A 23,315-nucleotide genomic window follows, 5' to 3' on the forward strand; every position below is an offset into this window, starting at 1 on the left:
TGTTTCCATATAAAAAACGGTTCATACAAGATGAACCGTCAGACACATTACGATACTTTCGGACCGATAGAAAATGTCAGTTCTGCTTCACATGCCACTTCGCCATCTACTGTTGCAACTGCTTTTCCTTTGGCAACTGGACCGCGAAGACGTGTGATTTCAACCTCTAAACGTAGCTGATCGCCTGGCTTGACCTGTCTTTTGAATCGGCAGCTGTCAATCCCTGCAAACAAACCAATTTTCCCTTTGTTCTCTTCTTTACCTAACATGATGACCCCAAAAACTTGAGCAAGCGCTTCTACAATAAGCACACCCGGCATGACGGGGTATCCTGGGAAATGGCCATTAAAAAATTCTTCATTTACTGTCACATTTTTGATTCCAACCGCTCTTTTCTCACCATCAACTTCTAAAATACGGTCAACCAATAAAAATGGATAACGGTGTGGAATAATGTCTTGAATTTGCTGAGCATCAAGCATATCTTGATCTCTCCTTCTTTTCTATATCGCTGATCTTCATTTGATTCCTATTGAAGTATATTATGAATGCAATCATTTTTCAACGTCCAGCCAACATTTATGGTAAAAAATAGAATCTATCATTACCTATTGTCATGAAATATAATCCACTCTACACTCATCGTTTTTTCACAAATATGGTAATATATATTACATCATTGATTGAATAAGAGGGTAAAAATGAATTTTATAAGCGATAAATCCATTAAAAAACTTCTCCATTCGTGGTATACAATGCTAAAACATCGACATTTTTCGAAGGCTGAAGAGATCAAAACGTCCTTAACCAAATATAAACGTAGATTATCAAAGAAACAGGAGCTTCATTTACATTATCAGCTTATACTTTTTCGGCACCAGCTCTGGATGAATCAAACAGAAGACTTAGAAAAACTGAAGCATGAACTCATGCTCCACAAAGATCAAATGAATGATCAACTGCAATATTATTTTTACTTTTTTCTCGGTTTATACGAATCTTTAAAGAGCGATCAAAATGATGCCATTCATTATCTTGAAAAAGCAGAAGAAAAACTGCCCCTGCTAGACGATGAGCTAGAGGAAGCGGAGTTTCATTTCCGTACAAGTGGTGTTTATTATAACAACCGCTATTCACTGTTATCCATTCGACATGTTGAAAAAGCCATGGATATCTTTGCAAAGCACGGGGATATCCACAGCATTTATCGGTGCAAAATTGTGCTCGCACTTAACTTTAGTGATCAAAAAAAATATGAAGAAGCAGAATCTATTTTTATTGAAATTATCGAATACGTGAAAATGATTGATGACCAAGAACTGCTTGGTATCGTGTATTATGACGCTGGTTTTATCAAGTCGAGACAGAATCGTCATAAGGAAGCACTAGAATACTTTAAAAAAGCGCTTCGGCTCCCAGCATACCGGAAATCTGCCCACTCCTATGTATCGTGTCTCTATGAAACTGTGCGTTCCTGCTTTAAAGAGAATTTAACTGATGAAGGAATGAAGTATATTCAAAAAGGACTAAAAGAAGCCGTTGATGCCCAATTTGATCTATTAAGAATCAAGTTCCAAATTTTATTCCTTCTCTACAGCCAAACGCCCAAGGCAGATGAACAGATTGCTACACTCGTCACATGTCTTGAACGAAAAGAAGCCTGGATTGATCTTGAAGATCTGCTTGCAGATGTCTCAGATTTTTATAAAAAAAAGGGCGACTTTGAGCGAGCCGCCTTTTTTATCATGAGAGGCTGACATCCGCCTGCTCATTATCGAATGGTATTAATGAGTCCTAGCATCTGATCGCCCATCGTAATGGTTCTTGAGTTCATCTGATACGAACGCTGTGTTGTCATGAGGTCTGTTAATTCTTTAGACATGTCCACATTCGACGTTTCAAGTGCACCTTGCTGAAGTTGAATGGCCTGACGGTTTGCCCCATTCAGTGCCGTTAAAGCGCCTTGATAGTTGCCGTCGACTGAGAACAAATTTTCTCCTTCAGAGATGAGTGCTGAAGAATTATTCACTTGAACAACCCCAAGGTTCACCTGCTGATTCGGTTGATTGCCTCGAGAGATAGCTGTAAGCCGGCCATTTTTATCGATAGAAATATCACGGAAATTCGCATTTAAGACAATCTCATTCCCGTTTTCGTCAAGAATCGGATGGCCTTCGCTTGTCACCAGCTGGACTTGATTCCGATTATTTCCTGGCTGTAAATAAAGAGAGCCATCTCTTGTATACCGGATGTTACCGCCAGCATTGACCTGCAAATACTGAGATGGCGCACCAAATGCAACATCAAGGTCACGGCCTGTTTCTTTAATAGACCCTTGCAATGAGTTAATGGATGCATTGACCATCGTTCCAGTTCCAAGCCTTAAACCAGCAGGTGTCAGACGACTGTTTGCCACCTGCTCATTTTTTTCATCTACCTGATTAAACTGTTGTCTGACCAGCTCTGAAAAACGGGTGTTTTTCGCGCGATACCCTGTTGTTTCACTGTTTGCGATGTTATTACTAATGATATCAAGCTGCTTTTGCACCTCGTTCATCGACACAGCTGCATTGATCATCGTTCTAAGCATGAGAATCCTCCTCTCTCTTCATTTCTTCATTAATACACTCTTCCGATTTCGTTCACTGCTTTTTCTAAACTCTTATCATATGCCTGAACCACTTTTTGGTTTGTTTCAAATGCGCGGTAGGCTGTTGTCATTTCTGTATATGATTTCGTCACATCAACGTTCGACAGCTCTGATACACCTTGGCTTAATGTATAGGACATTTGACCGTTATTGACCGCACTTGGAAGAGGCTGATTATCAGCTGTACGGTATAAATCATTTCCTTCACGCGCAAGGTTTCTTGTATCCATTGCAACACGTACATCAATTTGTCCAAGGTTTTGTCCGTTTTCACTCACGGTTCCATCTGCGTTCACTTTGAAATTCTCACTTTGAACGGTAATCGGCTGGCCCGTCACGGAAAGAAGGGCACGTCCATTGATCGTCAACTGATTTTGATCATTCAATGTAATGGAACTGCTTTTCGTATAACGAACGCCTTCTGGTGTATTCACAGCATAAAAAAGCGCTGACTTTTGATTTGTCTCTGGGTTGATGGGTACATTATTTTCTACTAATGCGATATCCGTTGTTTGATCCGTTGTTTTTAATGTTCCTTGTGTAAATTGAGGAATTAACTCCTGCATGTATGTTCCCGTATTAATTCCGCCAATCGCCGTTTGCTGCGGGATACTAAAGCCTTTGCCTGAAGATGTTTGGAAACGTCCTGATTCCATTCGGCTTAGCAGCATTTCTGGAAATGCGCGCATGGCCCCTTCATCTGCTTTATAGCCTGGAGTATTCGCATTTGCGATATTATTTGAAAGCATTTCTGTCCGCCGCTCTTGAGCGATCATGGCAGATGTTGCGGTGTATAGTCCTTTTAACACGTGCTCACCTCATTCAAATTCTTTCACATGACCTAAAATCATCAGTACACAATCTTCTATGAAATATATCGGCATATTGGCAGGCTTCTTTAATAAAAATCCCCCATTCTTTCTAAAAAGAATGAGGGAAATCATTAGCTGAGTTTACGCTTTGGCAGCTTGTCCATATTATCAAGCATCACGCCAGTACCAACTGCTACACAATCCATTGGGTTTTCTGCAACGAAAACTGGTACTTTCAGCTCTTCTGCAAGCAATTGATCAAGCCCGTTTAGAAGCGCTCCGCCACCAGTAATGATGACGCCGCGGTCAATGATATCAGCTGATAATTCAGGTGGTGTTCTTTCAAGAACTTGTTTCGCAGCCTGAACAATGGCAGATACAGATTCACGTAATGCTTCTTCTACTTCTTTGCTTGTGACGGTAATCGTTCTTGGTAATCCTGTCACCATGTCTCGTCCACGAATCGAGATCTCTTCGTGACGTGCGTCTGGGAATACCGTTGCAACTTGGATCTTAATGTCCTCTGCAGTTCGCTCACCGATCAACAGCTTGTACTCTTTTTTGATGTAGTTGAGAATTTCCAGATCAAATTTGTCTCCAGCCATTTTAATAGAAGAGGCGGTTACAATGTCACCCATCGAGATGACAGCGATATCTGTCGTTCCGCCTCCAATATCTACGACCATGTTTCCACTTGGCTGAAAAATATCCATACCAGCACCAATTGCTGCTACTTTTGGCTCTTCTTCAAGAAATACATGCTTCCCGCCGCTTTTTTCAGCAGCTTCTTTGATTGCCTTCTGCTCAACAGATGTAATGTTTGTCGGGCAGCAGATGAGCATACGCGGCTTAGAGAACAGCCCTTTCACATTCAATTTGTTAATAAAATGCTTGAGCATCGCTTCAGTTACTTCAAAATCAGCAATTACGCCATCTTTTAATGGACGAATCGCAACAATATTCCCAGGCGTACGTCCAACCATACGTCTCGCTTCTTCTCCAACAGCTAATACTTTCCCGCTGTTTTTATCAAGAGCGACAACAGATGGTTCATTTAACACAATTCCTTTTCCTTTGACATGAATCAGTACATTTGCAGTACCAAGATCAATTCCAATATCCCTAGCAAACATCTATATATATCCTCCTTGAAAATCTGTTTCCATAGCAAATACCACATTCTGCCCTAATTATATATTCTATCATAATTTGAAGAAAAAAAGATATTTCTTTACAAAAGTCTTTACAAAATTTGTGGTTAGAAACTACCGATAAGAGGAAGATATATATATCATGTTTATGAACAAAGAACTAAAGCTTACTGTTTTACAGGCTCACCTTCTAAAATTTCTTCTTTTTTATACTTTAACTTTGTGGCTTCTCCCCCTCGCAGGTGACGGATTGATTTATGATAATCCAGTATCTCCTTCACTTCGTTAGCCAGATCTGGATTAATTTCTGGCAGTCTTTCTGTTAGATCCTTGTGTACAGTACTTTTAGAGACTCCAAATTCTTTCGCAATTACACGAACGGTTTTCTTTGTCTCCACGATATACTTTCCTATCTTGATTGTTCGCTCTTTGATGTAATCGTGCACACCACTCGACCTCCCTAAAATGGATGTGAGAAGTGTGAAATGAGATCCGTATCAATATTATCCATTTTCAGCGGCGCTTGTTCGTCTTAATTTCTCATCCATTAGGTAGCAAATGCCAAACACGATCCCTCACCTCAAACACTCTCTTTGTCAGGTTTGTAACAGTGTATTAGCATTGCATAGGGAATATGCTAAAAATGAAGATGGGACAAGGGATTTATCAGAAAAGACAAAACAAAAAATCATTTCGAGTGCCGAAAATTTTCACTTTACAAGCATCGGTGTAACACGTAAAATAGGAAAGGTGATTTTATTTACCTAGATAAATAATGAATAAAGGTGAGCCTATGGATACGTTAAACAGAGAGTGTTTACATCAAATACATCAAAGCGCGCGGCTGCTGTCTAAAAAAGCGAACGAAGCGCTTGCTGCTTATGACTTGTACATGTCCCAGTGGACTGTACTTTTTTGTTTGGATACATTCGGTCCTAAAACGCAAAAAGACATTTGGACCTATTTGAACGTCGAAGCACCGACGATTACCAGAACCGTGACGCGTCTAGAAGCAAACGGCTGGGTGAAACGAGTCCAAGGAAAAGACAAACGTGAGAATCTCATCGTCATGACAGACGATGCAAAAGCAAAGTTTAAAAAAATCAAACAGACGATGGAACAATTTGAAGAAGAATGTCTTTCAGATTTTACCTACGAAGAAAAACAACTCCTCCATACACTTTTACACAAATTATCAACTGAATAGGAAGTGACTTACACCATGAACGAACGCATTTGGACAAAAGACTTTATCATGATTGTCCTGGTGAATTTATTTACATTCACCTCTTTTTATGCCCTTTTGACACTACTCCCCATATACACAATGGATGAATTAAATGGAACAGAATCACAGGGCGGCCTCCTTGTGACGGTCTTCTTATTATCAGCAATTGTCACAAGACCATTTTCAGGGGCCATTATTGAGAAATTCGGCAAGAAACGCATGGCGATTTTTTCTTCAACGGCTTTTGCCCTGCTCACTTATTTATACATTCCAATTGATCAATTCCAAACACTTCTCATGTTGCGTTTCGTGCAAGGAATCTTCTTCAGCATTTTGACAACCGTAGCAAGTGCTATTGCAGCTGATATGATTCCGAAACATAAACGAGGAGAGGGTCTTGGATACTTTGTGATGTCGATGAACCTCGCCGTGGTCATCGGTCCGTTTATCGCACTGAATCAAGTCGGAAAAGTAGGATTCCATTCTTTATTTCTGCTCTTTTCCATCATCGTCTCCATCGGCGCAGCTTTCACGATGCTGATTAGACAGCCAGAGCCTGAAAACGGCGGAAGTGTCATCTTTCGATTCACTTTTTCTCACCTGTTTGAAAAAGGCGCTTTAAAAACGGCAGCAGTTGGAATCATTATCTCCTTCTGTTACTCGCCGATCATTTCATTTATTTCAGTCTATGCCAATTCACTTCACCTGATGGGTGCAAGCAGTTATTTCTTCATCGTTTTTGCAGCTGCAATGCTTGGATCACGTCCATTTACAGGCAGACTGTTTGACCGAGTCGGGCCTCATATTGTGATCTATCCATCTATTGCTCTCTTTGCGATTGGTTTATGGATGCTGACCGCTACACAAACAGCCACCATGCTTCTTTTATCCGGCGCTGTCATCGGCCTTGGCTACGGCTCTTTGGTGCCATGTCTACAAACACTTGCGATACAGCACTCACCAGCACACCGTACAGGCTACGCCACAGCAACTTTCTTTACCTTGTATGATACGGGGATTGCCGCTGGATCCTTTGTCTTCGGACTGCTTGTCAGCTTCACAGATTTTTCAAATGTATATCTCATTGCTGGCGTTGTCGTGTTACTCAGCATGGGCGTTTTTTATTGGAGCGAACGAAAACCGCAAGAAGCAAAAGCACAAAAGGTTTCCCTATCAGAATAGGATACTGTTTTAAACTTCACTGAAAACATGCTAAAATATAGGATATTTCAAATGAACAGATAGGTCTTTTGAAAAATAGTTGGCGTTAAGCGAAAGTATAGGTGATGTTTTGAATTACGAATTGTTTAAAGTCATACACGGGATGGCTCATCATTCTGAGTTTTTAGATCAGGCCATGATTTTCATTACGAAAAAGGCCATTCTCGTATATGCCCTCGTCTTATTGATTTGTTGGTTTTTAGGTAATCACAAATTTAAGAAGCATGTCTTCTTTTCTGGTGTAACAGGCATCGTGGCACTCATCGTCAATTTTGCCATTACGCTGTTTTATTATGAAGAGCGGCCGTTTGTGGCGCACAAAGTCGACACACTCATCCCGCACTCAGCAGACGCTTCCTTCCCAAGTGACCATACAACAGGTGCACTGGCTCTTTCACTAGCCATTCGATCCCGTAATAAAAAACTCGGCAATATTTTGCTGGTTTTTGGATTACTGACAGGGTTCTCCCGCATCTGGGTCGGTCATCATTATCCATTTGATGTATTAGGCAGCTTGATCGTATCGATTGTGGTTGTCTTTATCATGAATAAATTATGGAAGTTCTTTGACTCTCCAATTGACCGTATCGTGACATTTTACGAGAACATTGTGGGCAAAATTTTCAGAAGGAAGCAAAAGGACCAAGGATCAGACCTGTCCAACTCTTAAGCGGCTTGCGATAAAGTATGGAAGACCTCTCTTCTACTTTATCCCAGCCGCTTTTTTCATTGTTTGTTTTCCTCTGACCATACTCGAAAAATAAAGGCTGACGCTAATGCCGACAAGAGAAATCATGATCAATGTCCAGCCTAATTGGTCAAAATGAGAACCTGCAATTTCCTCACCAAACAGCATGCCAAGCACGGCAGATGACAGAATGGAACCAAGGTACCTGCATGTTTGAAAAAGCCCAGAGGTCGTGCCAATCATTTGTTGAGGGCTCGCTTTTAACATCGCAGCTTGAAGCGCAACATTTCCAATCCCGTAACTGAGTCCAAGCAAAGCAAGAACCAGTCCTTTCCCCCAGAATGGCGCAGGAATAAAAAAGAAAGTCATGGCGGAAGCGCCGGCCAGCATGAGCACAGCACTTGCCAAAACAGGATGCCGTTCATCGCCGCGATCTACCCACTTGCCAGTCAGCGTCGATACCATAATGCTCACGCCAGACATGCAAAGCATAAAGAGACCCGTCATCTCCACACGCCAGCCCAATTCATCCTGAAAATAACTTGGCAAGCCAAAAAAGAGACAATAGAAGAAAATATTTAAAATGATAAATTGCACATACACAAGTGAAAGCCGTTTCTCCTGCCTGAACATCCGAATTTGGATAAATGGCTCATCCACCTGATGCTCCCACCATATAAAAGCACCCGCACTCACAAGACAGAGAATGCCCTGTACATACTGAATACCATCAGAAAGTGATAATAAAAAAGAAAGCAAAAGGACAATACAAACTGTAAATAGCAACATCCCTGGCAAATCAAGCTTTCGGACAGTGTCTCCTATACGCAATTTCTTCTTCTTCTCCTTAGGAAATAAGGAAAGGCCTAGAAAAAAACTGATCAATATGAATGGCAGATTCACTAAAAAGATCGCCGGCCAGCTGCCGATCGTCATCAAAAACCCGCCAAGTGTCGGACCAAGTGCTGTCATCGCTGAAGCAAAAATAGACAATACCGCTAAAGCAGAAGCTTGTCGTTCCTTCACATGATCCCGAATCAGTCCAACACCTGAAGGATAGATCGCACTACTTCCAATCGCCTGAAGAAGCCGGATTACAATCAGCACCGCAAAAGTCGGGGCAAACGGCGCACAAATGGCTGAGACTGCCACTAGAACTAGTCCAAATAAAAATAAAGTTCTTCGGCTCATCACATGATCTCCAATTCGTCCACTCACCGGCTGCGTGACCGCGCTGGCCAAATAAAAGGTTGAAATGAGCCAAGATACCGTCGTAAACGACAAACCGAACTCATGCTGAATTTGATGCAAGGCTAAAGAAATCATTGACGAATTCAGTGGATTTAACATCGTGCCAAAAGCAATCGCCGTTAAAAAGACTTTTCGGTTGTTTTTCCATTTGATCATACACCCGCCCCCTTCTTTTGACATACACGTTCTTTGTCTATCTCCTCGTTATTATGAGATTCATTTCCCTTTTTTACCCTGATCAATTCAAGTTCTCTCTCCGAAAAGCAAGACATACATTTTAAAAAGGGCAAGTGTTGGAAAAGCGCATATAAAATTGAGAATATGAGGAACAAATGGTAAGATTCTACACATATTGAAAAGCCTACTTTCTCCTTATACGGAGAACGGCTGAAAAGGAGGAGAAGCTTATTATTAAAAAAAGACGGTTTTGGGTCCCAGCCCTTTTCTCGGTTGCAGTATTACTTCTGTCTTCGTGCGGTTCAAATGAAACAAATGGGAACGGAGATAAACGTAATTCTACAGCGAAAGGGTCGCCGATTTTGGAGGATGGGAAATTTATTTTTGCAGCATCAGGTGAATTCCACCCATTCAGTTACATGGATGGAAATCAGATGTCCGGCTTTGATATTGATGTCGGCAATGCGATTAGCGACAAGATGGGCCTAGAGCCTGTACAGAAAAAATATAAATTCGCAGGCATCGTCGAAGGCGTCAAAGCAGGTAAATTTGATGCCGCCATTGCAAGTCATACCATCAACGAGGAACGAAAAAAACACGTCCTTTTTTCTCAACCGTATTACTACTCAGGTCCGCAAATCTTCACAAGACCCGGCGCAGACATTCACAGTGCAGATGACTTAAAAAACAAAGAAATCGCTGTCTCTAAAGGTTCGTCTTATGCGGATATTGCCAAAGAACATAGCGGTCAGGAACCGAAATATTACGACAGTGATGTTGTCGCTTTAGAAGCACTAGCCAATGGCAAACACGATGCGGTCGTCACTGATTTTGCCACAGGTGCAGAAGCCATGAAGAAAAAACTAAAAATTGAAGCACAAGAAAGACTCGGGCAAAGTGAGCAAGCAATTGCTGTCTCTAAAGACAATAAAGAGCTCATAAAAGAAATCAACGATGCGATTGATGCACTCAAAAAAGACGGAACATTAAGACAAATAAGCGAAAAGTATTTTGACGAAGATATTACCGTCAAACAGGATTAAAACCACGATTGTGCGCCTTTCTCTAGGCGCACTTTCTTCAAATGGAGATGATTGTTTTGCCTACCTTATCACATTTTTTTCAAACGCTGATTGATTCTAGAGGCGTTTTCTTAGAAGGAATGCTGCTCACCTTACAACTCACTGTCATCAGTATTTTCATCGGCATGTTCATCGGGCTTTTCTTTGCCTTACTAAAAATATCCCGCGTGGCCGTTTTCGGATATATTGCAAATGCCTATATCTTCCTTGTACGCGGGACACCACTCATTGTGCAGATTTTTATCCTGTATTTTGGGCTTACAGAATTAAATATACCCGACTTTTGGGCAGCCTCTATTGCGCTTGCCTTCCATAACGGTGCCTATATAGCAGAAATATTCAGAGGGGCGATTCAATCAATCGATCAAGGTCAAAAAGAAGCAGGACGTTCTCTTGGCATGGGGCGATTTCTAACCATGAGACGTATCATTCTCCCGCAAGCGATGCGGCGTGCCCTTCCCCCTCTCGGCAATCAGTTTATCATCGGCTTAAAAGATTCATCACTTGCTGCCTTCATCAGCGTCAATGAACTCTTTAACATAGCCACCACTCAAGGCTCCAACAGTTTTGACAACATGACGTACTTACTTGTCGTGGCTGTCTATTACTTAGTTCTTGTCCTGCTGTTAACATTCGCTGTGCAAACCGTTGAGAAGAAACTATCAGTCAGTGATCATTAGGAGGAGAAGCATGACAGAATCAAAAGAGATCATTCGTGTTGAAAAACTGAATAAATACTTTGGAGAACTGCATGTCTTAAAAGATATCGACCTCACTGTATATGAAAATGATGTCGTCGTCTTAATTGGTGCAAGCGGCTCTGGGAAAAGCACCTTACTCCGTTGTATGAATTTTTTAGAAATAAAAAATGACGGTCAGATCATCATTGATGGCAGTCCCGTTCATCCAAAACGAGATCAATTAAACGAAATGAGGCAGAAAATAGGCATGGTGTTTCAGCATTTTAATCTCTTCCCGCACAAAACCGTGCTTGAAAACATCATCGAAGCACCGGTTATGGTGAAAAAAACAAAGAAAGCACAAGCGATAACTGAAGCCAATGTCTTATTAGAGAAAGTCGGACTAGCGGATAAAGCAAAAGTGTACCCTTCAAAGCTATCAGGCGGTCAAAAACAGCGCGTTGCCATCGCACGAGCTCTCGCCATGAAGCCCGATGTCATGTTATTTGACGAGCCTACTTCTGCGCTGGACCCAGAGCTTGTAGGCGAAGTGCTGCAAACCATGAAAAGTCTTGCCAAAGAAGGCATGACAATGGTCATCGTCACTCATGAAATGGGCTTCGCAAAAGAAGTAGCTGACCGAGTTGTTTATATGCATGAAGGACGAATCGTCGAACAAGGTACCCCATCAGAATTATTTGATTCTCCTCAAGAGGAGCGAACCAAATTGTTTCTCAGTTCGATTTTATAGGTCAAACGCCCTTTATTTTTCGTGATTCATGCACGTTTATTCTCATTTTTTACGAACTTTTCATCCATTTATATTGATAATGACCAAAAAACCATGTTAGATAAACTTACATGAATATGTTATATATGACTTTTCTCTCTATAATGAAGAATTAAGAAATCTATTAATTCTGAATGATTCGGGGGAATGCAGCATGCAAATGGGTGATACAGTATTTATGTTCTTCTGCGCACTACTCGTGTGGTTAATGACACCGGGTTTAGCCTTATTCTACGGAGGACTTGTGAGAAGTAAAAACGTGTTAAGTACGACAATGCACAGCTTAACCTCACTAGCCATTGTCTCTATCGTCTGGATCGTGTTTGGCTATTCACTGGCCTTTGCGCCAGGCAATGCATGGATCGGAGGCTTTGACTGGGTTGGACTAAAAGGCGTTGGCTTTGAACCTGGTTCATATAGTGACACGATTCCACATTCATTGTTCATGATGTTCCAAATGACCTTTGCCGTCCTCACAACAGCCATTATCTCTGGTGCGTTCGCTGAACGTATTCGTTACTCAGCGGTGGTCGTGTTTACACTCCTTTGGGTCACATTTGTATACGCTCCAGTCGCACACTGGGTATGGGGCGGCGGCTGGATTGGAGAAATGGGAGCACTTGACTTCGCCGGTGGAAACGTCGTCCACATATCATCCGGTGTGGCTGGTCTAGTCGTAGCCATTGTTCTCGGGAAGCGAAAAGAAGCGGCAAGTTCTTCTCCGCATAACTTGATCTACACACTTCTTGGTGGAGCTGTGATTTGGTTTGGCTGGTTTGGGTTTAACGTAGGAAGTGCCCTCACATTAGATAGTGTCGCCATGTATGCCTTTATTAACACCAATACAGCAGCTGCTGCAGGAATCATCGGCTGGCTGTTAGTCGAATGGATGATCAACAAAAAACCAACGATGCTAGGTGCAATCTCTGGAGCCATTGCAGGCCTAGTAGCGATTACACCTGCCGCAGGCTTTGTCACACCATTCGCTTCGATTATCATCGGAATCATCGGCGGGATCGTTTGTTTCTGGGGCGTCTATTCACTCAAAGCCAAGTTTGGCTATGACGATGCACTGGATGCATTCGGTCTCCACGGAATCGGCGGTACTTGGGGAGGCATTGCTACAGGCCTTTTCGCCACTACATCTGTCAATGATGGCGGAGCCAACGGCTTATTTTACGGCGATCCAAGCTTACTTTGGAAACAAGTTGTCGCCATCGTGGCCACATACGTCTTTGTTGCAGTTGTCACATACGTGATCATCAAAGTCGTCAACATCTTCTTCAAGATTCGCGCAACTGAAGAAGAAGAATCAGTCGGTCTTGATTTAACGATGCACGGCGAAAAAGCATATCAAGATTAAAGAAAAAGGGGTGTCTCTATGAGCAAAATGTATAAAGTGGAGATTGTCACACGTCCAGCTAATTTTGAAACATTAAAGGTGGAGCTTGGAAAGATTGGTGTCACCTCGATTACCTTTTCAAATGTGCACGGCTGCGGATTACAAAAGGGACATACGGAACTATACCGTGGCGTCAAAAAGGAAAGCAATGTGTACGAACGGTTAAAGATTGAAATCGTCTTAAGCAAAGTACCTGTTGAACAGGTCGTGGAAACGGCTCAAAAGGTACTTCGTACAGGCGAACCAGGGGATGGGAAGATTTTTATATATGAGATAGAAAATACAATCAACATTCGGACAGGTGAAGAAGGACCTGCCGCCTTATAGCATCCCCTCCGCCATATGGCGGAGGTTTTTTAAAGACAGAAAAAAACCTCTGTGCATTTATCTACACAGAGGATCTGACATGACATTAAGATTGTTTTGTTTCTTCTGACTGACTGCGGTCTTTAGAGGAATCTGAAGACTTTTCTTGATCAGAGGATTTCCCCTTCTCATCAGACTTATCTTCAGATTTTTCTTCAGTCGGCTCTTTTGCCTTATCGTCAGCAGCAGGTTCCTTCATTTTGTCATCAGCTTTTGGCTGAGCAGGTTCTTTTGCTTCTTCCGTCACTTCTTGCGCTGCTTTTTCAATGGAAGAAACAGGCTTATCAATGAAGCTAAGTGGATTAAGCGCTAAACCTTCCATACGAATTTCAAAGTGAACATGGTTGCCGCTTTCAGCACCATATAGATTCTTACCAGAAGCACCGATGACATCATTCTGTTTCACTTCATCGCCTTCTTTTACACTCACTTGAGACAACGATTGATAAACAGTAGACAATCCATCTTCATGTTCAATTTCAACAACGTGACCGAGAACTGGATCTTTTTTCGCCTGAACGACTGTTCCACTAAGAGCAGCTGTGACATCAAACACTTTGCCATCTTTATCTGCAAGATCAATACCTTTGCTTAAGGTATAGGTGTTATTATAGTTTACAAGTGCTGCTTCTTTTTCTTTTTGATCAGCATCTGCTTCATAGAACTTTTTCACGACAGAAACATTCTCAGAATTCTGGACCGGCATAGCAACATTTTCAATTGGCTTTCCGACTTCAACGGCATCATCACGCTGTTCTTGTCCTGTTTGATTTCCATCAGATAGTTGGTCTTTCACATCTTTCGATACAGCTTGATACCAAAGAACGGCTGTTAACACGACCGCTGCGCTGACCAAGTAAATAGCAGGGAATACCCAGCGCTTACGGAAAAATTGCTTAACTTTTGTGATTTTGGAAGTACGTTTCTTTTCTTCCTCTCTCATTTTTCATCACCTCAGCAACATTCTGAACACTTTTCAAAAAATATATACACACGAAATCATTTTTCTTTTTATTTTGCGCAATCGCATCAATAATATGTATGATGAATGAAAAAAGATGGGGGTACATATGGTGAAAACTTTCAACCGCATGGCAACAGAAGATGACCTCAAAGAGATCGTCGATATCTACAATTCAACGATTGCTTCAAGAGAAGTAACGGCCGATACAGAACCTGTTACAGTAGAAGACCGCCGTCAGTGGTTTTTGAATCATTCAGAGAAACGTCCTCTCTATGTGAAAACAGATGAGGAAGGAAATATCTACGGCTGGCTCAGTTTTGAAACGTTTTACGGGAGACCTGCATACAACGGTACTGTTGAAATGAGTATTTACTTGAACCAAAACTATCGAGGAAAAGGTTTAGGGTCACTGTTCTTACAAGAGGCGCTCGAATTGGCACCCTCATTAGGCATCCGAACGTTACTTGCCTTTATTTTCGGCCACAACGAAGCCAGCATCAAATTATTTAAGAAGCACGGATTTGAGACTTGGGGACATTTGCCACGCATCGCAGAAATGGACGGCAATCGGTACGACTTAGATATTTTAGGAAAAGAATTATAAACGGAGCGTCTCTTGAAGAAAGAGACGCTTTAGATTGTTGACAAAGGGCTAAAATGAACTTGATTTTAGCCCTTTGTTTTCTTTTCAGCGTGATAGAAAACCTTTGCAGCCCGAGGAAGGACGAGTACTGGCGCGGAGCGAATTTCACATTCGTGAGCACCAGCACGCAGGACTGACAAAGAATGCGAGGGTTTGTCTACACGCTGGAGCGTCTCTTGAAGAAAGAGACGCTTTTTTTATGAAGCATGCACCAACTGCTCAAATTGCTTCGCATTTTGAAGCGTTTTTCTTTTCAGAATGATACCATGTTCATCAATCAGAAGCGCTTGCGGAACAACTGTTACTCCATACAACTCCATAATTTGTGATGAGCGCATATAAACAGCTTGCTCCGGCAGCAATTGAAGAAGCGAGGCATCATCGGCTTGTTCATCTCCATTAATAACAATCACATGAGCATCATCATGTGAAGTTTGAGGCTGCACATCAGACAAAATACTTTTACAAGTCATACAAGTAGAATTCACAAATAACAGCATCACAGCTCGCCCATTTTGCAAATACTCCTTCAAGATCACCTTTTCACCTACATGCGAATAACTGCGAAATAACGGAGCCGGGTCACCAATATCCGCTTCCTTCAATTCAATTCCATCAAGAGATTTTATTTTATTCATAAATCTCCCGATAAAACGGGCAAGCAAAAACACGACAGCCAGCTGGGCAATGACAATTAATAACACAATGATTAATAAAATATCTGTCATTTCATTTTATCTCCTTCTATAATTGATCCATCTGCAATCTGGAATGAGTCGATCCACTTTCGCTTCAATAGCACAATTTCTTGGCTGACCGCTATGATCAAACAGACAGCCGCTGCAATGAGAAAACAAATCATTTTCAACCGCAATGAAATCATTTCAACACTAGGATGTACATAAAATAACCCTGCCACAAGAGTAAGCATCAGCAGATTACGAATCACAATCCCCCAATGCAGGCGATCGTTTTCCAGTAATCCTCCACAACCGCACGAAATATCACGATGCCCCCTCATTAAATTGAACGTAACCGCTCCAGAGTATATACATAACAGGGCTGTAAGGCCCACTGCAGGCAGGACAGACATGTTCCATATAAACAAATGAACCGTACAAACCAACTCAATCAACAAAAATACATAAAACATGGGTGCCGCGAAAGAAGGCGGCAGCAGCCGATAAGCATTGATCTGCTGGACATGTGCCTTCTGTTTCCTTGCTTTATCCAGCCATGCACCTGCAAAAATGATTCCTAGTAAATAGACTCCTATGAAATAAAAGACACTCACCTTACACCATCTCCTTTTGTTGAAATAGTTGAGATTGTGCCTCGTATAGCCTTCTGTATTCTCCCTGTAACGCCATCAGTTCATCATGGTTGCCCTCTTCAATGAAAGCACCATCTTTCATGACGATGATACGGTCTGCTAAGCGGGCCGCTCCCATACGATGTGTAATAAACAAAACACCTTGATCCTGCGTATGATCGAACAACTTTCGAATGAGTGAGATCTCCGACAATGGATCGAGAGCAGAGGTCGGTTCATCTAAAATAATAAAATCACTTTCTCTAAAGAAGGTTCTCGCCATCGCAAGCTTTTGCCATTGTCCGCCAGACAATTCATGTCCCTCTTCAAAAAAGCGACCTAGCTGCGCATCATATGTGTCTTCCATTTCATTAATTCTTTTCTCTATACCTGCTTGACGGGCGGCTGAAATCAACCGCTCTTCCTCTTCTATATCATCAATACGGCCAAACCCTATGTTTTCTCTCACAGTGAACTCGTACTTCATAAAATCTTGAAAAAGAACAGCCATTCTCGCATGATAGGTCTTTTTATGGATGGTGGAAATATCCTCTCCATTGACTTTGTGCATATTCTGTTGATCTGGATCGTATAAGCCGGTTAAACATTTGATTAAAGTGGTTTTACCGGACCCATTATCTCCTACTAATGCAATTCGTTCACCTTTATTCATATGAAAATGAATATGCTCAATCGCTGGTTTTTTCATATTCGGATAAGTAAAAGAGAGATTGTCTAATGTAATGGACTGGATATGCTCAATTCCCTGAAGCGACGCTGCCTCTTCCGTCTGTTCATGCATTTCCTCTTCTCTCTTTAGAAAAGCTCTCATTTCATCAACATATAGGCTCGTTTCATATAAACTAGAACATTCCCTCGTTAAATCTTGAAACCCACTTTGAATGTTTTGTACAGCTTGTAGCACTGCAACAAACGTACCCGCAGCTAATTTTTTTTGAAAAATAAGAAAGACAATCAATAAACCACAGCACACATAGGCCAATGTCATGAGCAACCCGCCTGCCATCTCCCAGCGCACTTGGCGTTTCAGCAAATTATATTTTTCATCTGCACTTTTAACGTAGTGACCTCTCCACTTTTGAAGAAGATAATTCCCTATTCCATATAAACGAACTTCCTTTAAAGAATCTCGCTGTGCGACGAGATCAGATACATACATTTCTCTTCGATCATTAGCCGTTAACAAACGATTTAATCGATAACGTGCGCCTCCAAAGAAAAGTTCAATCCATAATACTGGCAAGGTAAACAAGAACAATATGACCGCTAAGCCCCAATGAATACCGATCATATAAATAAGAAGTGATACAACAGTAATCAACGCGCTCATCATTGTAAAAATACTTCTCACCATACTGAGAACATGCTGATGACTGTTCATCACACGTTGACTTTCATTGTAAAAGGACGGGTGCTCAAACGTAATAAACGGCAGTCTTATCGCTTTTTGAAGCAATTCACCTTTCAAATGGAGACCGATCAGATTTGTTGCTTTCTGTTGACTAAGCTGAAGAATAAATTGAAGCCCATATCCTAAAATCACAATGACCATTTGCAGTCCAAATAACCACAAAACCTTTTGGATGTCACCTGAAGACGTCATAAATAAAATAATTTCATTAATCAAAGTTTGAATAATCCAGACACTAGCCAAAGGCATAAAACCAACGATCACTTGAATGAACAAAGTTAAAAGAAGATAAGAACGACTTTTTTTCCAAGTATAGGAGATTGCATATAAACAATGGTTCACTGTACTCATGAGATGCTCCACCTTACACCATTTAGTATAATTGACATATTTTTGATATTTGTAATATGATAGCTTTGCGTAACTTCACTTTGAGAGGACGATATACGATGAATTCAATTTTTCTTATACAGCTCGCTCTTATGATTTGCAGTCTTCTATTAACGGCTGGAATTATCATCTATTTAAAACAACAGATGCAGCTTATCATCTTACCTATAGAACACGTGGGGCAGAAACTTGCGCATCCACTTCTCGAACAGCCATCACCCATTCACATGAATGATCTGCTGCAAACAAATCGTACACAACAATTACTGATCTTCACTGACACAGCATGTCCGCACTGCATTCCATCACTCGAACAATTCCTAGAAACAAAAAAGCAGCGTAAACTAAACGTTTCATTGAGTATTTTGTTGAAAAACGGGCAAAAAAAGGACCAAGAATTATATCGTGATAACGAAACAAACTTGCGAATTATTCCGGTAGACGAACAATTGATAAACGCATTCCAAATTCAGGAGTTTCCGTTCTACATTATGGTAGAAGACAATGATACCATCTCATATGCAGCACCTTTTCCAGACGGTCTTTATTCAAGACTAGCTGCAAACTAAAGATAAATGAGGCATGTGAAGAGCATCAAACACATGCCTCATTTTTTATTATTGTGAATTCGGCTGAACATCCTTCCCTTTTTCCTCTGCAGCGATTTCATTAGCTTCGCTTGAAGCGGATGTTTGTTCCTCAGCTTGTTCAAACTCACTGCGAGCTTCATTTGAAATGTCAACTTGATCACCGTGCTGATTCACAGTAACGGAAGAAGACCCCTCTTTTTGAACCTCTTTCTCTAGTTCCTTTAATTTAGAAACATGAAGCTCTAAATCTTTTCCTTGCTGAACTAAAGTCAGTTGTTGAAATAACGCCTTTCTCTCTTCTGGAGAATGGTCGCCTTGAACAATTTGCGCTGCTTGGGTCAAAAAAGAATTTGATGTATGGCCAGCTTGACGCTTATTTGACGTCTGCATAGCATTTGTTACTAATGAAATTGGAGTTATGCTCATGCGTTCACACCCTAATAAATAAGATACTTAAATTTAGCAGCCACATTTAACGCGTTCTTGGCTAGTACAAATCTCACCTGTGTCACGATCCACATAGTAACGGAAAGTTCCAACGCCTTGAAGGAAACAAGTTGGTGCTGATTGGCAAGAAGTTACCAATCTTTGCAAAATACATCTAGCAGCTGCAGGTTGAACATTGGTCATTTTGTTTAAAATTCGATCTAACATATGAATTCCACCTTCCAATTTTTATGGTAATACAATACAATAATAACTAATTTATAGACAACTAACAACATATTTTGATAAATTTTCTAATTACTTCAAACTACTTTTCTTATTTAAGACAAAATTTTTCGATTATAATTGTAGTAATTGTTACTTTTTTCTTATTCGAAAATAATTCATTTATCCATAAAAAGTAAATAAAAGATAGAAATAAGGTCAATTCACTCTTCCTAAAGTACTACTTGCTCAAGTATGATATAGAGTGAATACATAAAGGAGTGAACACAATTGCAACAAACTGAGAAAATCATTCAATCTCTTCATTCAATAACAAAGTGGGGAAAGGTTGGGAGCATCTTTCTCTATATTTCAGGTGGTCTATCCATCCTCAGTGGGTTTTGGCTTGTTCTTCCCGCTGCCATTGGCGTTTTTCTCATCATGATGGGAATACATGTCCAAAAATCCGTGAAAGCAGCTGAACAATTGATTCAAGCGCCTGATACTTCTTACGAAGAATTATTGGAACAATATGCTAAGATGATGAAAATGCAAACACTGTTTGCGATTTCAAGTATTGCCGCCGTTATTCTCTCATTCATCGCGATTGTTTTGATGTTTATACTAGGCGGACTAGCCTTTCTCCAAGAACTCCCTACCGATGTCCAACAGTACGAAGATTATTACGAAGAAGAACTTGGTGACTTTTATTAATAGAAAGGGGTATCAATGAAATACGATACCCCTTTTTTATTTGAGTTGGCATAGACTTGATACTAAACTTGACAATCAGCCTTTATCATTTTAAAATACAAATCGTAATCGTTACGAAATAAAGGAGGATTATAGCAATTATGCGCGTGAAAATCACCTTAGCCTGTACTGAAACAGGTGACAGAAACTATATCACTACAAAAAATAAACGAACGAACCCAGACCGATTGGAGTTAAAAAAATATTCTCCACGATTAAAGAAATACACCCTTCATCGGGAAACAAAATAATTTTAAGATTTAAATCGTAATCATTACTATATAAGTGAGGCGGCATACAAAATGAGCATGTTCAAAAGGATTAAACCAAATGGATAAAAGAATACCTGTCACAGTTCTAAGCGGCTTTTTAGGAGCTGGAAAAACCACGATATTAAATCATGTTCTTCAGAATCGTAAAGGGCTAAAAGTAGCTGTTATTGTCAATGACATGAGTGAAATAAACATTGATGCGGAATTAGTTAAGCAAGGCGGCGAACTCTCTCGATCAGATGAGAAACTGGTTGAACTATCTAATGGTTGTATTTGTTGCACATTGAGAGAAGATTTATTAATTGAAGTAGAACGCCTTTGTAAGGCTGGGAATATCGATTATATTGTCATTGAATCTACAGGTATTAGTGAACCAATTCCTATCGCTCAAACTTTCTCTTACATTGATGAAGAAATGGGCATAGATTTGACACGTTTTTGCAGATTAGACACGATGGTAACGGTGGTAGATGCAAACCGTTTCTGGACAGATTTCCAGTCAGGAGAAAGTTTATTGGATCGTAAAGAAGCAGTTTCAGATGATGATGAACGAGAGATTTCCGATTTACTTATTGATCAAATTGAATTTTGTGATGTGCTCATTATCAATAAATGTGATCTTGTATCAGCATCAGAACTAGATCGGCTTGAGCACGTATTAACTAAACTTCAACCAGAAGCAACTATTATTAGAACCTCTAAAGGTAACGTACAGCCTAGTGATATTTTGAATACTGGTTTATTCGATTTTGAAAAATCTAGTGCTTCTGCGGGCTGGATCAAAGAAATCAATGCTGGACACTCTCAGCATACGCCTGAAACAGAAGAATACCAAATCTCATCTTTTGTTTATGAAAGAAGGCTTCCTTTTCATACTGGCAGACTGAATGCATGGTTAGATCAAATGCCAGAGCAAATCGTTCGAGCGAAAGGATTTACATGGCTAGCGACACATCATGATTTAACCATTTTAATTTCACAAGCCGGAAAATCTGTGGCAATTGAACCAATCGCATACTGGATTGCTGCCTTGCCTGAGCAAGAACGATCACGGATCTTAAATCAGGAACCAGACATTCTAGATGAGTGGGATGCAGAGTTTGGTGATCGACATACAAAACTTGTCTTTATCGGTGTAGATTTACCAAAAGCAGATATTATTCGTACACTAGATCAATGCTTACTCACACCTGAAGAATTTGATCAAGATTGGACAACGTTTGAAGACCCCTTTCAATGGAACATACACACTTAAACCAGGAGGGTTTTAAATGGCAAAGAAATCAAAAATAGCAAAAGAAAAAAAGCGGCAGCAGCTCGTTTTGAAATATGCACAATTAAGGAAAGAGCTAAAAGAAAAAGGTGACTATGAAGCTTTGCAGAAACTACCTAGAGACTCTTCACCCACTCGCTTAAAAAACCGCTGTGAATTAACTGGCCGTCCTAGAGGTTACTTGAGAAAATTTAAAATGTCTCGAATTGCTTTTCGTGAGCTTGCCTATAAAGGACAGATTCCAGGAGTGAAAAAATCGAGTTGGTAAAGATTGATTTGATCTTAGCATAGTTCCTGTCAATGTAAAGTAGGACAAAATGAATAAAAATCTTTTTTTCATCCTTACTCCGTCAATTTTGAGGTACAAAATAGCATTTTAAAAAAACAGCAGAATCTCTGCTGTTTTTTTATGGGGATGAGCTTATAGGAAAAATTGTCCTGATGTTAAAAGAAGATTTTCAACAGTGATTATAGCATTTTCTCTTCTTTTCAAAAATCGATGATCATGATACTTTGTTGTCATTACCCGCCGATGTAGGACATCTCAACTTTTTTCTGATCTTTCTTTTGCTCTCTCTCAGCTGAATATTGATCCTGTCTGTTTGACCAAAGTTCCTTCAATATGTTCACTAGATATTCATCATTTTCTGAATTACGGATAAATCGTCTCAGATCAAAGCCCGATGATGCAAAAAGACAGGTGAATAATTCGCCACGTGCAGATAGTCTAGCTCTATTACACGATCCACAAAAAGCATCTGAAACGGAAGAAATAATGCCAATCTCTCCTGACCCATCCTCATAAAAATAACGCTTGGCTACTTCCCCTTGATATCGAGGAGGTTCTGGTTTGATAGGGTATTTTGAATGAATTAGCTCCATAATCTCTTTTTTCGTCAATACATGCTTGAGATTCCATTTGTTCGTATTGCCAACATCCATGAATTCAATAAATCGTAGAATGTGTCCTTCTTTTTTAAAATAGGCTGCCATTGGTAAGATATCTTGATCATTCACACCTTTTTGGACAACCATATTGATCTTAATAGCAAGTCCAGCTTTTTTTGCAGCCTCTATCCCATCAAATACTTTTTGGATAGAAATGTGTCTTCCATTCATCTGCTTAAAACGATCTGGATTTAAAGAATCTAAACTAATGGTGACTCTATTCAGACCTGCTTTCTTTAGCTTATCTGCGTACAAAGGTAACAGCGTTCCATTGGTTGTCATCGCGATGTCTTCAATACCTGGAATTTTTGCGAGTTTTTCTATCAAAACGGGCAAATCTTTACGCATTAAAGGTTCACCGCCCGTAATACGTAATTTCACCACACCTAATTCCTTTGCAAAAAGCGCAGCAAGTCGTTCAATTTCCTCGAAGCTAAGCAGCTCTTCTTTATCTAAAAAAGGATAATCTGGTCCAAAGATTTCAGCAGGCATACAGTACGTACATCTAAAATTACAGCGATCTGTTACGGATATTCTTAAATCGCGCAATGGTCGATGTCTTTTATCCATAATACTGACCATACTTAGC

27 protein-coding genes are annotated in these 23,315 nt (G+C 40.5%); 15 read left to right on the plus strand and 12 right to left on the minus strand.

The window, feature by feature from the left end; all coding sequences use genetic code 11:
- Positions 1 to 47: 47 nt before the first annotated feature.
- On the minus strand, positions 48 to 482 hold the full coding sequence (fabZ, locus tag NSQ11_RS16940) for a 3-hydroxyacyl-ACP dehydratase FabZ (protein WP_024718731.1): 435 nt from the start codon (positions 480 to 482) through the stop codon (positions 48 to 50).
- Positions 483 to 701: 219 nt separating this feature from the next.
- Here fabZ and NSQ11_RS16945 point away from each other — a divergent pair, with 219 nt between their 5' ends.
- On the plus strand, positions 702 to 1,757 hold the full coding sequence (locus NSQ11_RS16945; protein WP_165379176.1) for a tetratricopeptide repeat protein: 1,056 nt from the start codon (positions 702 to 704) through the stop codon (positions 1,755 to 1,757).
- A 14-nt stretch (positions 1,758 to 1,771) separates the two neighbouring features.
- Here NSQ11_RS16945 and NSQ11_RS16950 read toward each other — a convergent pair whose 3' ends face one another.
- From NSQ11_RS16950 to spoIIID, 4 genes are all read right to left on the minus strand, one after another.
- Positions 1,772 to 2,590, minus strand: a complete 819-nt coding sequence (locus NSQ11_RS16950; RefSeq protein ID WP_007497568.1) for a flagellar hook-basal body protein — start codon at positions 2,588 to 2,590, stop codon at positions 1,772 to 1,774.
- A gap of 29 nt (positions 2,591 to 2,619) precedes the next feature.
- Positions 2,620 to 3,459, minus strand: a complete 840-nt coding sequence (locus NSQ11_RS16955) for a flagellar hook-basal body protein (protein ID WP_017360018.1) — start codon at positions 3,457 to 3,459, stop codon at positions 2,620 to 2,622.
- A gap of 134 nt (positions 3,460 to 3,593) precedes the next feature.
- Positions 3,594 to 4,595: a cell shape-determining protein Mbl gene (mbl, locus tag NSQ11_RS16960; protein WP_007497573.1), complete on the minus strand. Its 1,002-nt coding sequence runs from the start codon at positions 4,593 to 4,595 to the stop codon at positions 3,594 to 3,596.
- Between the two features lie 185 nt (positions 4,596 to 4,780).
- Positions 4,781 to 5,059 (minus strand): sporulation transcriptional regulator SpoIIID, encoded by a 279-nt coding sequence (gene spoIIID, locus NSQ11_RS16965; RefSeq protein ID WP_008343327.1) that lies wholly within the window; start codon positions 5,057 to 5,059, stop codon positions 4,781 to 4,783.
- Between the two features lie 347 nt (positions 5,060 to 5,406).
- Here spoIIID and NSQ11_RS16970 point away from each other — a divergent pair, with 347 nt between their 5' ends.
- The 3 genes from NSQ11_RS16970 to NSQ11_RS16980 all read left to right on the plus strand — a co-directional run bounded on the left by NSQ11_RS16970 (position 5,407) and on the right by NSQ11_RS16980 (position 7,732).
- Positions 5,407 to 5,820: a MarR family transcriptional regulator gene (locus NSQ11_RS16970; protein WP_026050165.1), complete on the plus strand. Its 414-nt coding sequence runs from the start codon at positions 5,407 to 5,409 to the stop codon at positions 5,818 to 5,820.
- A gap of 15 nt (positions 5,821 to 5,835) precedes the next feature.
- Positions 5,836 to 7,023, plus strand: a complete 1,188-nt coding sequence (locus tag NSQ11_RS16975; RefSeq protein WP_024718734.1) for an MFS transporter — start codon at positions 5,836 to 5,838, stop codon at positions 7,021 to 7,023.
- A gap of 109 nt (positions 7,024 to 7,132) precedes the next feature.
- Entirely contained in the window at positions 7,133 to 7,732 is a 600-nt protein-coding gene (locus NSQ11_RS16980; protein WP_008343330.1) for an undecaprenyl-diphosphatase, read from the plus strand.
- 33 nt (positions 7,733 to 7,765) lie between these two features.
- Here NSQ11_RS16980 and NSQ11_RS16985 read toward each other — a convergent pair whose 3' ends face one another.
- Positions 7,766 to 9,157, minus strand: a complete 1,392-nt coding sequence (locus NSQ11_RS16985) for an MFS transporter (RefSeq protein WP_025208120.1) — start codon at positions 9,155 to 9,157, stop codon at positions 7,766 to 7,768.
- Between the two features lie 218 nt (positions 9,158 to 9,375).
- On the opposite strand from NSQ11_RS16985, the gene NSQ11_RS16990 reads away from it, so the two are divergent.
- The 5 genes from NSQ11_RS16990 to NSQ11_RS17010 all read left to right on the plus strand — a co-directional run bounded on the left by NSQ11_RS16990 (position 9,376) and on the right by NSQ11_RS17010 (position 13,459).
- The gene (locus NSQ11_RS16990; RefSeq protein WP_226650609.1) at positions 9,376 to 10,221 is read left to right on the plus strand and encodes a transporter substrate-binding domain-containing protein; all 846 of its coding nucleotides are present in this window, start codon (positions 9,376 to 9,378) and stop codon (positions 10,219 to 10,221) included.
- A gap of 41 nt (positions 10,222 to 10,262) precedes the next feature.
- A complete protein-coding gene (locus NSQ11_RS16995; RefSeq protein ID WP_007497584.1) occupies positions 10,263 to 10,940 on the plus strand; it encodes an amino acid ABC transporter permease in 678 nt (225 codons plus the stop codon).
- Positions 10,941 to 10,950: 10 nt separating this feature from the next.
- On the plus strand, positions 10,951 to 11,691 hold the full coding sequence (locus tag NSQ11_RS17000; protein ID WP_008343342.1) for an amino acid ABC transporter ATP-binding protein: 741 nt from the start codon (positions 10,951 to 10,953) through the stop codon (positions 11,689 to 11,691).
- Positions 11,692 to 11,884: 193 nt separating this feature from the next.
- A complete protein-coding gene (locus NSQ11_RS17005) occupies positions 11,885 to 13,093 on the plus strand; it encodes an ammonium transporter (protein WP_008343343.1) in 1,209 nt (402 codons plus the stop codon).
- An 18-nt stretch (positions 13,094 to 13,111) separates the two neighbouring features.
- Complete coding sequence (locus NSQ11_RS17010; RefSeq protein ID WP_007497589.1) at positions 13,112 to 13,459, plus strand: P-II family nitrogen regulator; 348 nt, start codon at positions 13,112 to 13,114, stop codon at positions 13,457 to 13,459.
- A gap of 85 nt (positions 13,460 to 13,544) precedes the next feature.
- Here the strand turns inward: NSQ11_RS17010 and NSQ11_RS17015 are convergent, their stop codons facing one another.
- Positions 13,545 to 14,441 carry a M23 family metallopeptidase gene (locus tag NSQ11_RS17015; protein WP_241511568.1) on the minus strand — a complete coding sequence of 299 codons (897 nt, stop codon included), beginning with the start codon at positions 14,439 to 14,441 and terminating at the stop codon, positions 13,545 to 13,547.
- 127 nt (positions 14,442 to 14,568) lie between these two features.
- Between NSQ11_RS17015 and NSQ11_RS17020 the strand changes: the two genes are divergently transcribed.
- Positions 14,569 to 15,066, plus strand: a complete 498-nt coding sequence (locus tag NSQ11_RS17020) for a GNAT family N-acetyltransferase (protein WP_008343345.1) — start codon at positions 14,569 to 14,571, stop codon at positions 15,064 to 15,066.
- Positions 15,067 to 15,302: 236 nt separating this feature from the next.
- Here NSQ11_RS17020 and NSQ11_RS17025 read toward each other — a convergent pair whose 3' ends face one another.
- From NSQ11_RS17025 to NSQ11_RS17035, 3 genes are read right to left on the minus strand one after another with little or no spacing between them, the layout of a single operon-like run.
- Entirely contained in the window at positions 15,303 to 15,833 is a 531-nt protein-coding gene (locus tag NSQ11_RS17025) for a redoxin domain-containing protein (RefSeq protein ID WP_060832719.1), read from the minus strand.
- Positions 15,830 to 16,399: a MauE/DoxX family redox-associated membrane protein gene (locus NSQ11_RS17030; protein ID WP_060832720.1), complete on the minus strand. Its 570-nt coding sequence runs from the start codon at positions 16,397 to 16,399 to the stop codon at positions 15,830 to 15,832. Before NSQ11_RS17030 ends, NSQ11_RS17025 begins: the two co-directional genes overlap by 4 nt.
- Before the next feature lies 1 nt (position 16,400).
- A complete protein-coding gene (locus tag NSQ11_RS17035) occupies positions 16,401 to 18,200 on the minus strand; it encodes an ABC transporter ATP-binding protein (protein WP_060832721.1) in 1,800 nt (599 codons plus the stop codon).
- Positions 18,201 to 18,298: 98 nt separating this feature from the next.
- Here NSQ11_RS17035 and NSQ11_RS17040 point away from each other — a divergent pair, with 98 nt between their 5' ends.
- A complete protein-coding gene (locus tag NSQ11_RS17040) occupies positions 18,299 to 18,808 on the plus strand; it encodes a hypothetical protein (RefSeq protein WP_017360027.1) in 510 nt (169 codons plus the stop codon).
- Positions 18,809 to 18,856: 48 nt separating this feature from the next.
- Here the strand turns inward: NSQ11_RS17040 and NSQ11_RS17045 are convergent, their stop codons facing one another.
- Positions 18,857 to 19,255 carry a hypothetical protein gene (locus NSQ11_RS17045; protein ID WP_007497596.1) on the minus strand — a complete coding sequence of 133 codons (399 nt, stop codon included), beginning with the start codon at positions 19,253 to 19,255 and terminating at the stop codon, positions 18,857 to 18,859.
- Positions 19,256 to 19,771: 516 nt separating this feature from the next.
- Between NSQ11_RS17045 and NSQ11_RS17050 the strand changes: the two genes are divergently transcribed.
- The 4 genes from NSQ11_RS17050 to rpsN all read left to right on the plus strand — a co-directional run bounded on the left by NSQ11_RS17050 (position 19,772) and on the right by rpsN (position 22,046).
- Complete coding sequence (locus NSQ11_RS17050; RefSeq protein ID WP_007497598.1) at positions 19,772 to 20,194, plus strand: DUF5362 family protein; 423 nt, start codon at positions 19,772 to 19,774, stop codon at positions 20,192 to 20,194.
- Between the two features lie 140 nt (positions 20,195 to 20,334).
- Complete coding sequence (gene rpmG / locus NSQ11_RS17055; RefSeq protein WP_003214771.1) at positions 20,335 to 20,484, plus strand: 50S ribosomal protein L33; 150 nt, start codon at positions 20,335 to 20,337, stop codon at positions 20,482 to 20,484.
- Positions 20,485 to 20,563: 79 nt separating this feature from the next.
- A complete protein-coding gene (locus NSQ11_RS17060; protein ID WP_212357056.1) occupies positions 20,564 to 21,760 on the plus strand; it encodes a GTP-binding protein in 1,197 nt (398 codons plus the stop codon).
- Positions 21,761 to 21,776: 16 nt separating this feature from the next.
- Positions 21,777 to 22,046, plus strand: a complete 270-nt coding sequence (gene rpsN / locus NSQ11_RS17065; RefSeq protein WP_008343369.1) for a 30S ribosomal protein S14 — start codon at positions 21,777 to 21,779, stop codon at positions 22,044 to 22,046.
- Between the two features lie 254 nt (positions 22,047 to 22,300).
- Here rpsN and moaA read toward each other — a convergent pair whose 3' ends face one another.
- Entirely contained in the window at positions 22,301 to 23,308 is a 1,008-nt protein-coding gene (moaA, locus tag NSQ11_RS17070) for a GTP 3',8-cyclase MoaA (protein WP_212357059.1), read from the minus strand.
- Positions 23,309 to 23,315: the final 7 nt, after the last annotated feature.

Source organism: Bacillus sp. FSL W7-1582, assembly GCF_038593325.1.
Taxonomy (GTDB): domain Bacteria; phylum Bacillota; class Bacilli; order Bacillales; family Bacillaceae; genus Bacillus; species Bacillus altitudinis.

Excerpts from the sequence above, each read along its gene's own strand:
- fabZ (WP_024718731.1), bottom strand. The coding sequence starts at position 482 with ATGCTTGATGCTCAGCAAATTCAAGACATTATTCCACACCGTTATCCA.
- NSQ11_RS16945 (WP_165379176.1), top strand. The coding sequence starts at position 702 with ATGAATTTTATAAGCGATAAATCCATTAAAAAACTTCTCCATTCGTGG.
- NSQ11_RS16950 (WP_007497568.1), bottom strand. The coding sequence starts at position 2,590 with ATGCTTAGAACGATGATCAATGCAGCTGTGTCGATGAACGAGGTGCAA.
- mbl (WP_007497573.1), bottom strand. The coding sequence starts at position 4,595 with ATGTTTGCTAGGGATATTGGAATTGATCTTGGTACTGCAAATGTACTG.
- NSQ11_RS16970 (WP_026050165.1), top strand. The coding sequence starts at position 5,407 with ATGGATACGTTAAACAGAGAGTGTTTACATCAAATACATCAAAGCGCG.
- NSQ11_RS16975 (WP_024718734.1), top strand. The coding sequence starts at position 5,836 with ATGAACGAACGCATTTGGACAAAAGACTTTATCATGATTGTCCTGGTG.
- NSQ11_RS16985 (WP_025208120.1), bottom strand. The coding sequence starts at position 9,157 with ATGATCAAATGGAAAAACAACCGAAAAGTCTTTTTAACGGCGATTGCT.
- NSQ11_RS16995 (WP_007497584.1), top strand. The coding sequence starts at position 10,263 with ATGGAGATGATTGTTTTGCCTACCTTATCACATTTTTTTCAAACGCTG.
- NSQ11_RS17000 (WP_008343342.1), top strand. The coding sequence starts at position 10,951 with ATGACAGAATCAAAAGAGATCATTCGTGTTGAAAAACTGAATAAATAC.
- NSQ11_RS17005 (WP_008343343.1), top strand. The coding sequence starts at position 11,885 with ATGCAAATGGGTGATACAGTATTTATGTTCTTCTGCGCACTACTCGTG.
- NSQ11_RS17010 (WP_007497589.1), top strand. The coding sequence starts at position 13,112 with ATGAGCAAAATGTATAAAGTGGAGATTGTCACACGTCCAGCTAATTTT.
- NSQ11_RS17015 (WP_241511568.1), bottom strand. The coding sequence starts at position 14,441 with ATGAGAGAGGAAGAAAAGAAACGTACTTCCAAAATCACAAAAGTTAAG.
- NSQ11_RS17020 (WP_008343345.1), top strand. The coding sequence starts at position 14,569 with ATGGTGAAAACTTTCAACCGCATGGCAACAGAAGATGACCTCAAAGAG.
- NSQ11_RS17025 (WP_060832719.1), bottom strand. The coding sequence starts at position 15,833 with ATGACAGATATTTTATTAATCATTGTGTTATTAATTGTCATTGCCCAG.
- NSQ11_RS17035 (WP_060832721.1), bottom strand. The coding sequence starts at position 18,200 with ATGAGTACAGTGAACCATTGTTTATATGCAATCTCCTATACTTGGAAA.
- NSQ11_RS17040 (WP_017360027.1), top strand. The coding sequence starts at position 18,299 with ATGAATTCAATTTTTCTTATACAGCTCGCTCTTATGATTTGCAGTCTT.
- NSQ11_RS17045 (WP_007497596.1), bottom strand. The coding sequence starts at position 19,255 with ATGAGCATAACTCCAATTTCATTAGTAACAAATGCTATGCAGACGTCA.
- rpmG (WP_003214771.1), top strand. The coding sequence starts at position 20,335 with ATGCGCGTGAAAATCACCTTAGCCTGTACTGAAACAGGTGACAGAAAC.
- NSQ11_RS17060 (WP_212357056.1), top strand. The coding sequence starts at position 20,564 with ATGGATAAAAGAATACCTGTCACAGTTCTAAGCGGCTTTTTAGGAGCT.
- rpsN (WP_008343369.1), top strand. The coding sequence starts at position 21,777 with ATGGCAAAGAAATCAAAAATAGCAAAAGAAAAAAAGCGGCAGCAGCTC.
- moaA (WP_212357059.1), bottom strand. The coding sequence starts at position 23,308 with ATGGTCAGTATTATGGATAAAAGACATCGACCATTGCGCGATTTAAGA.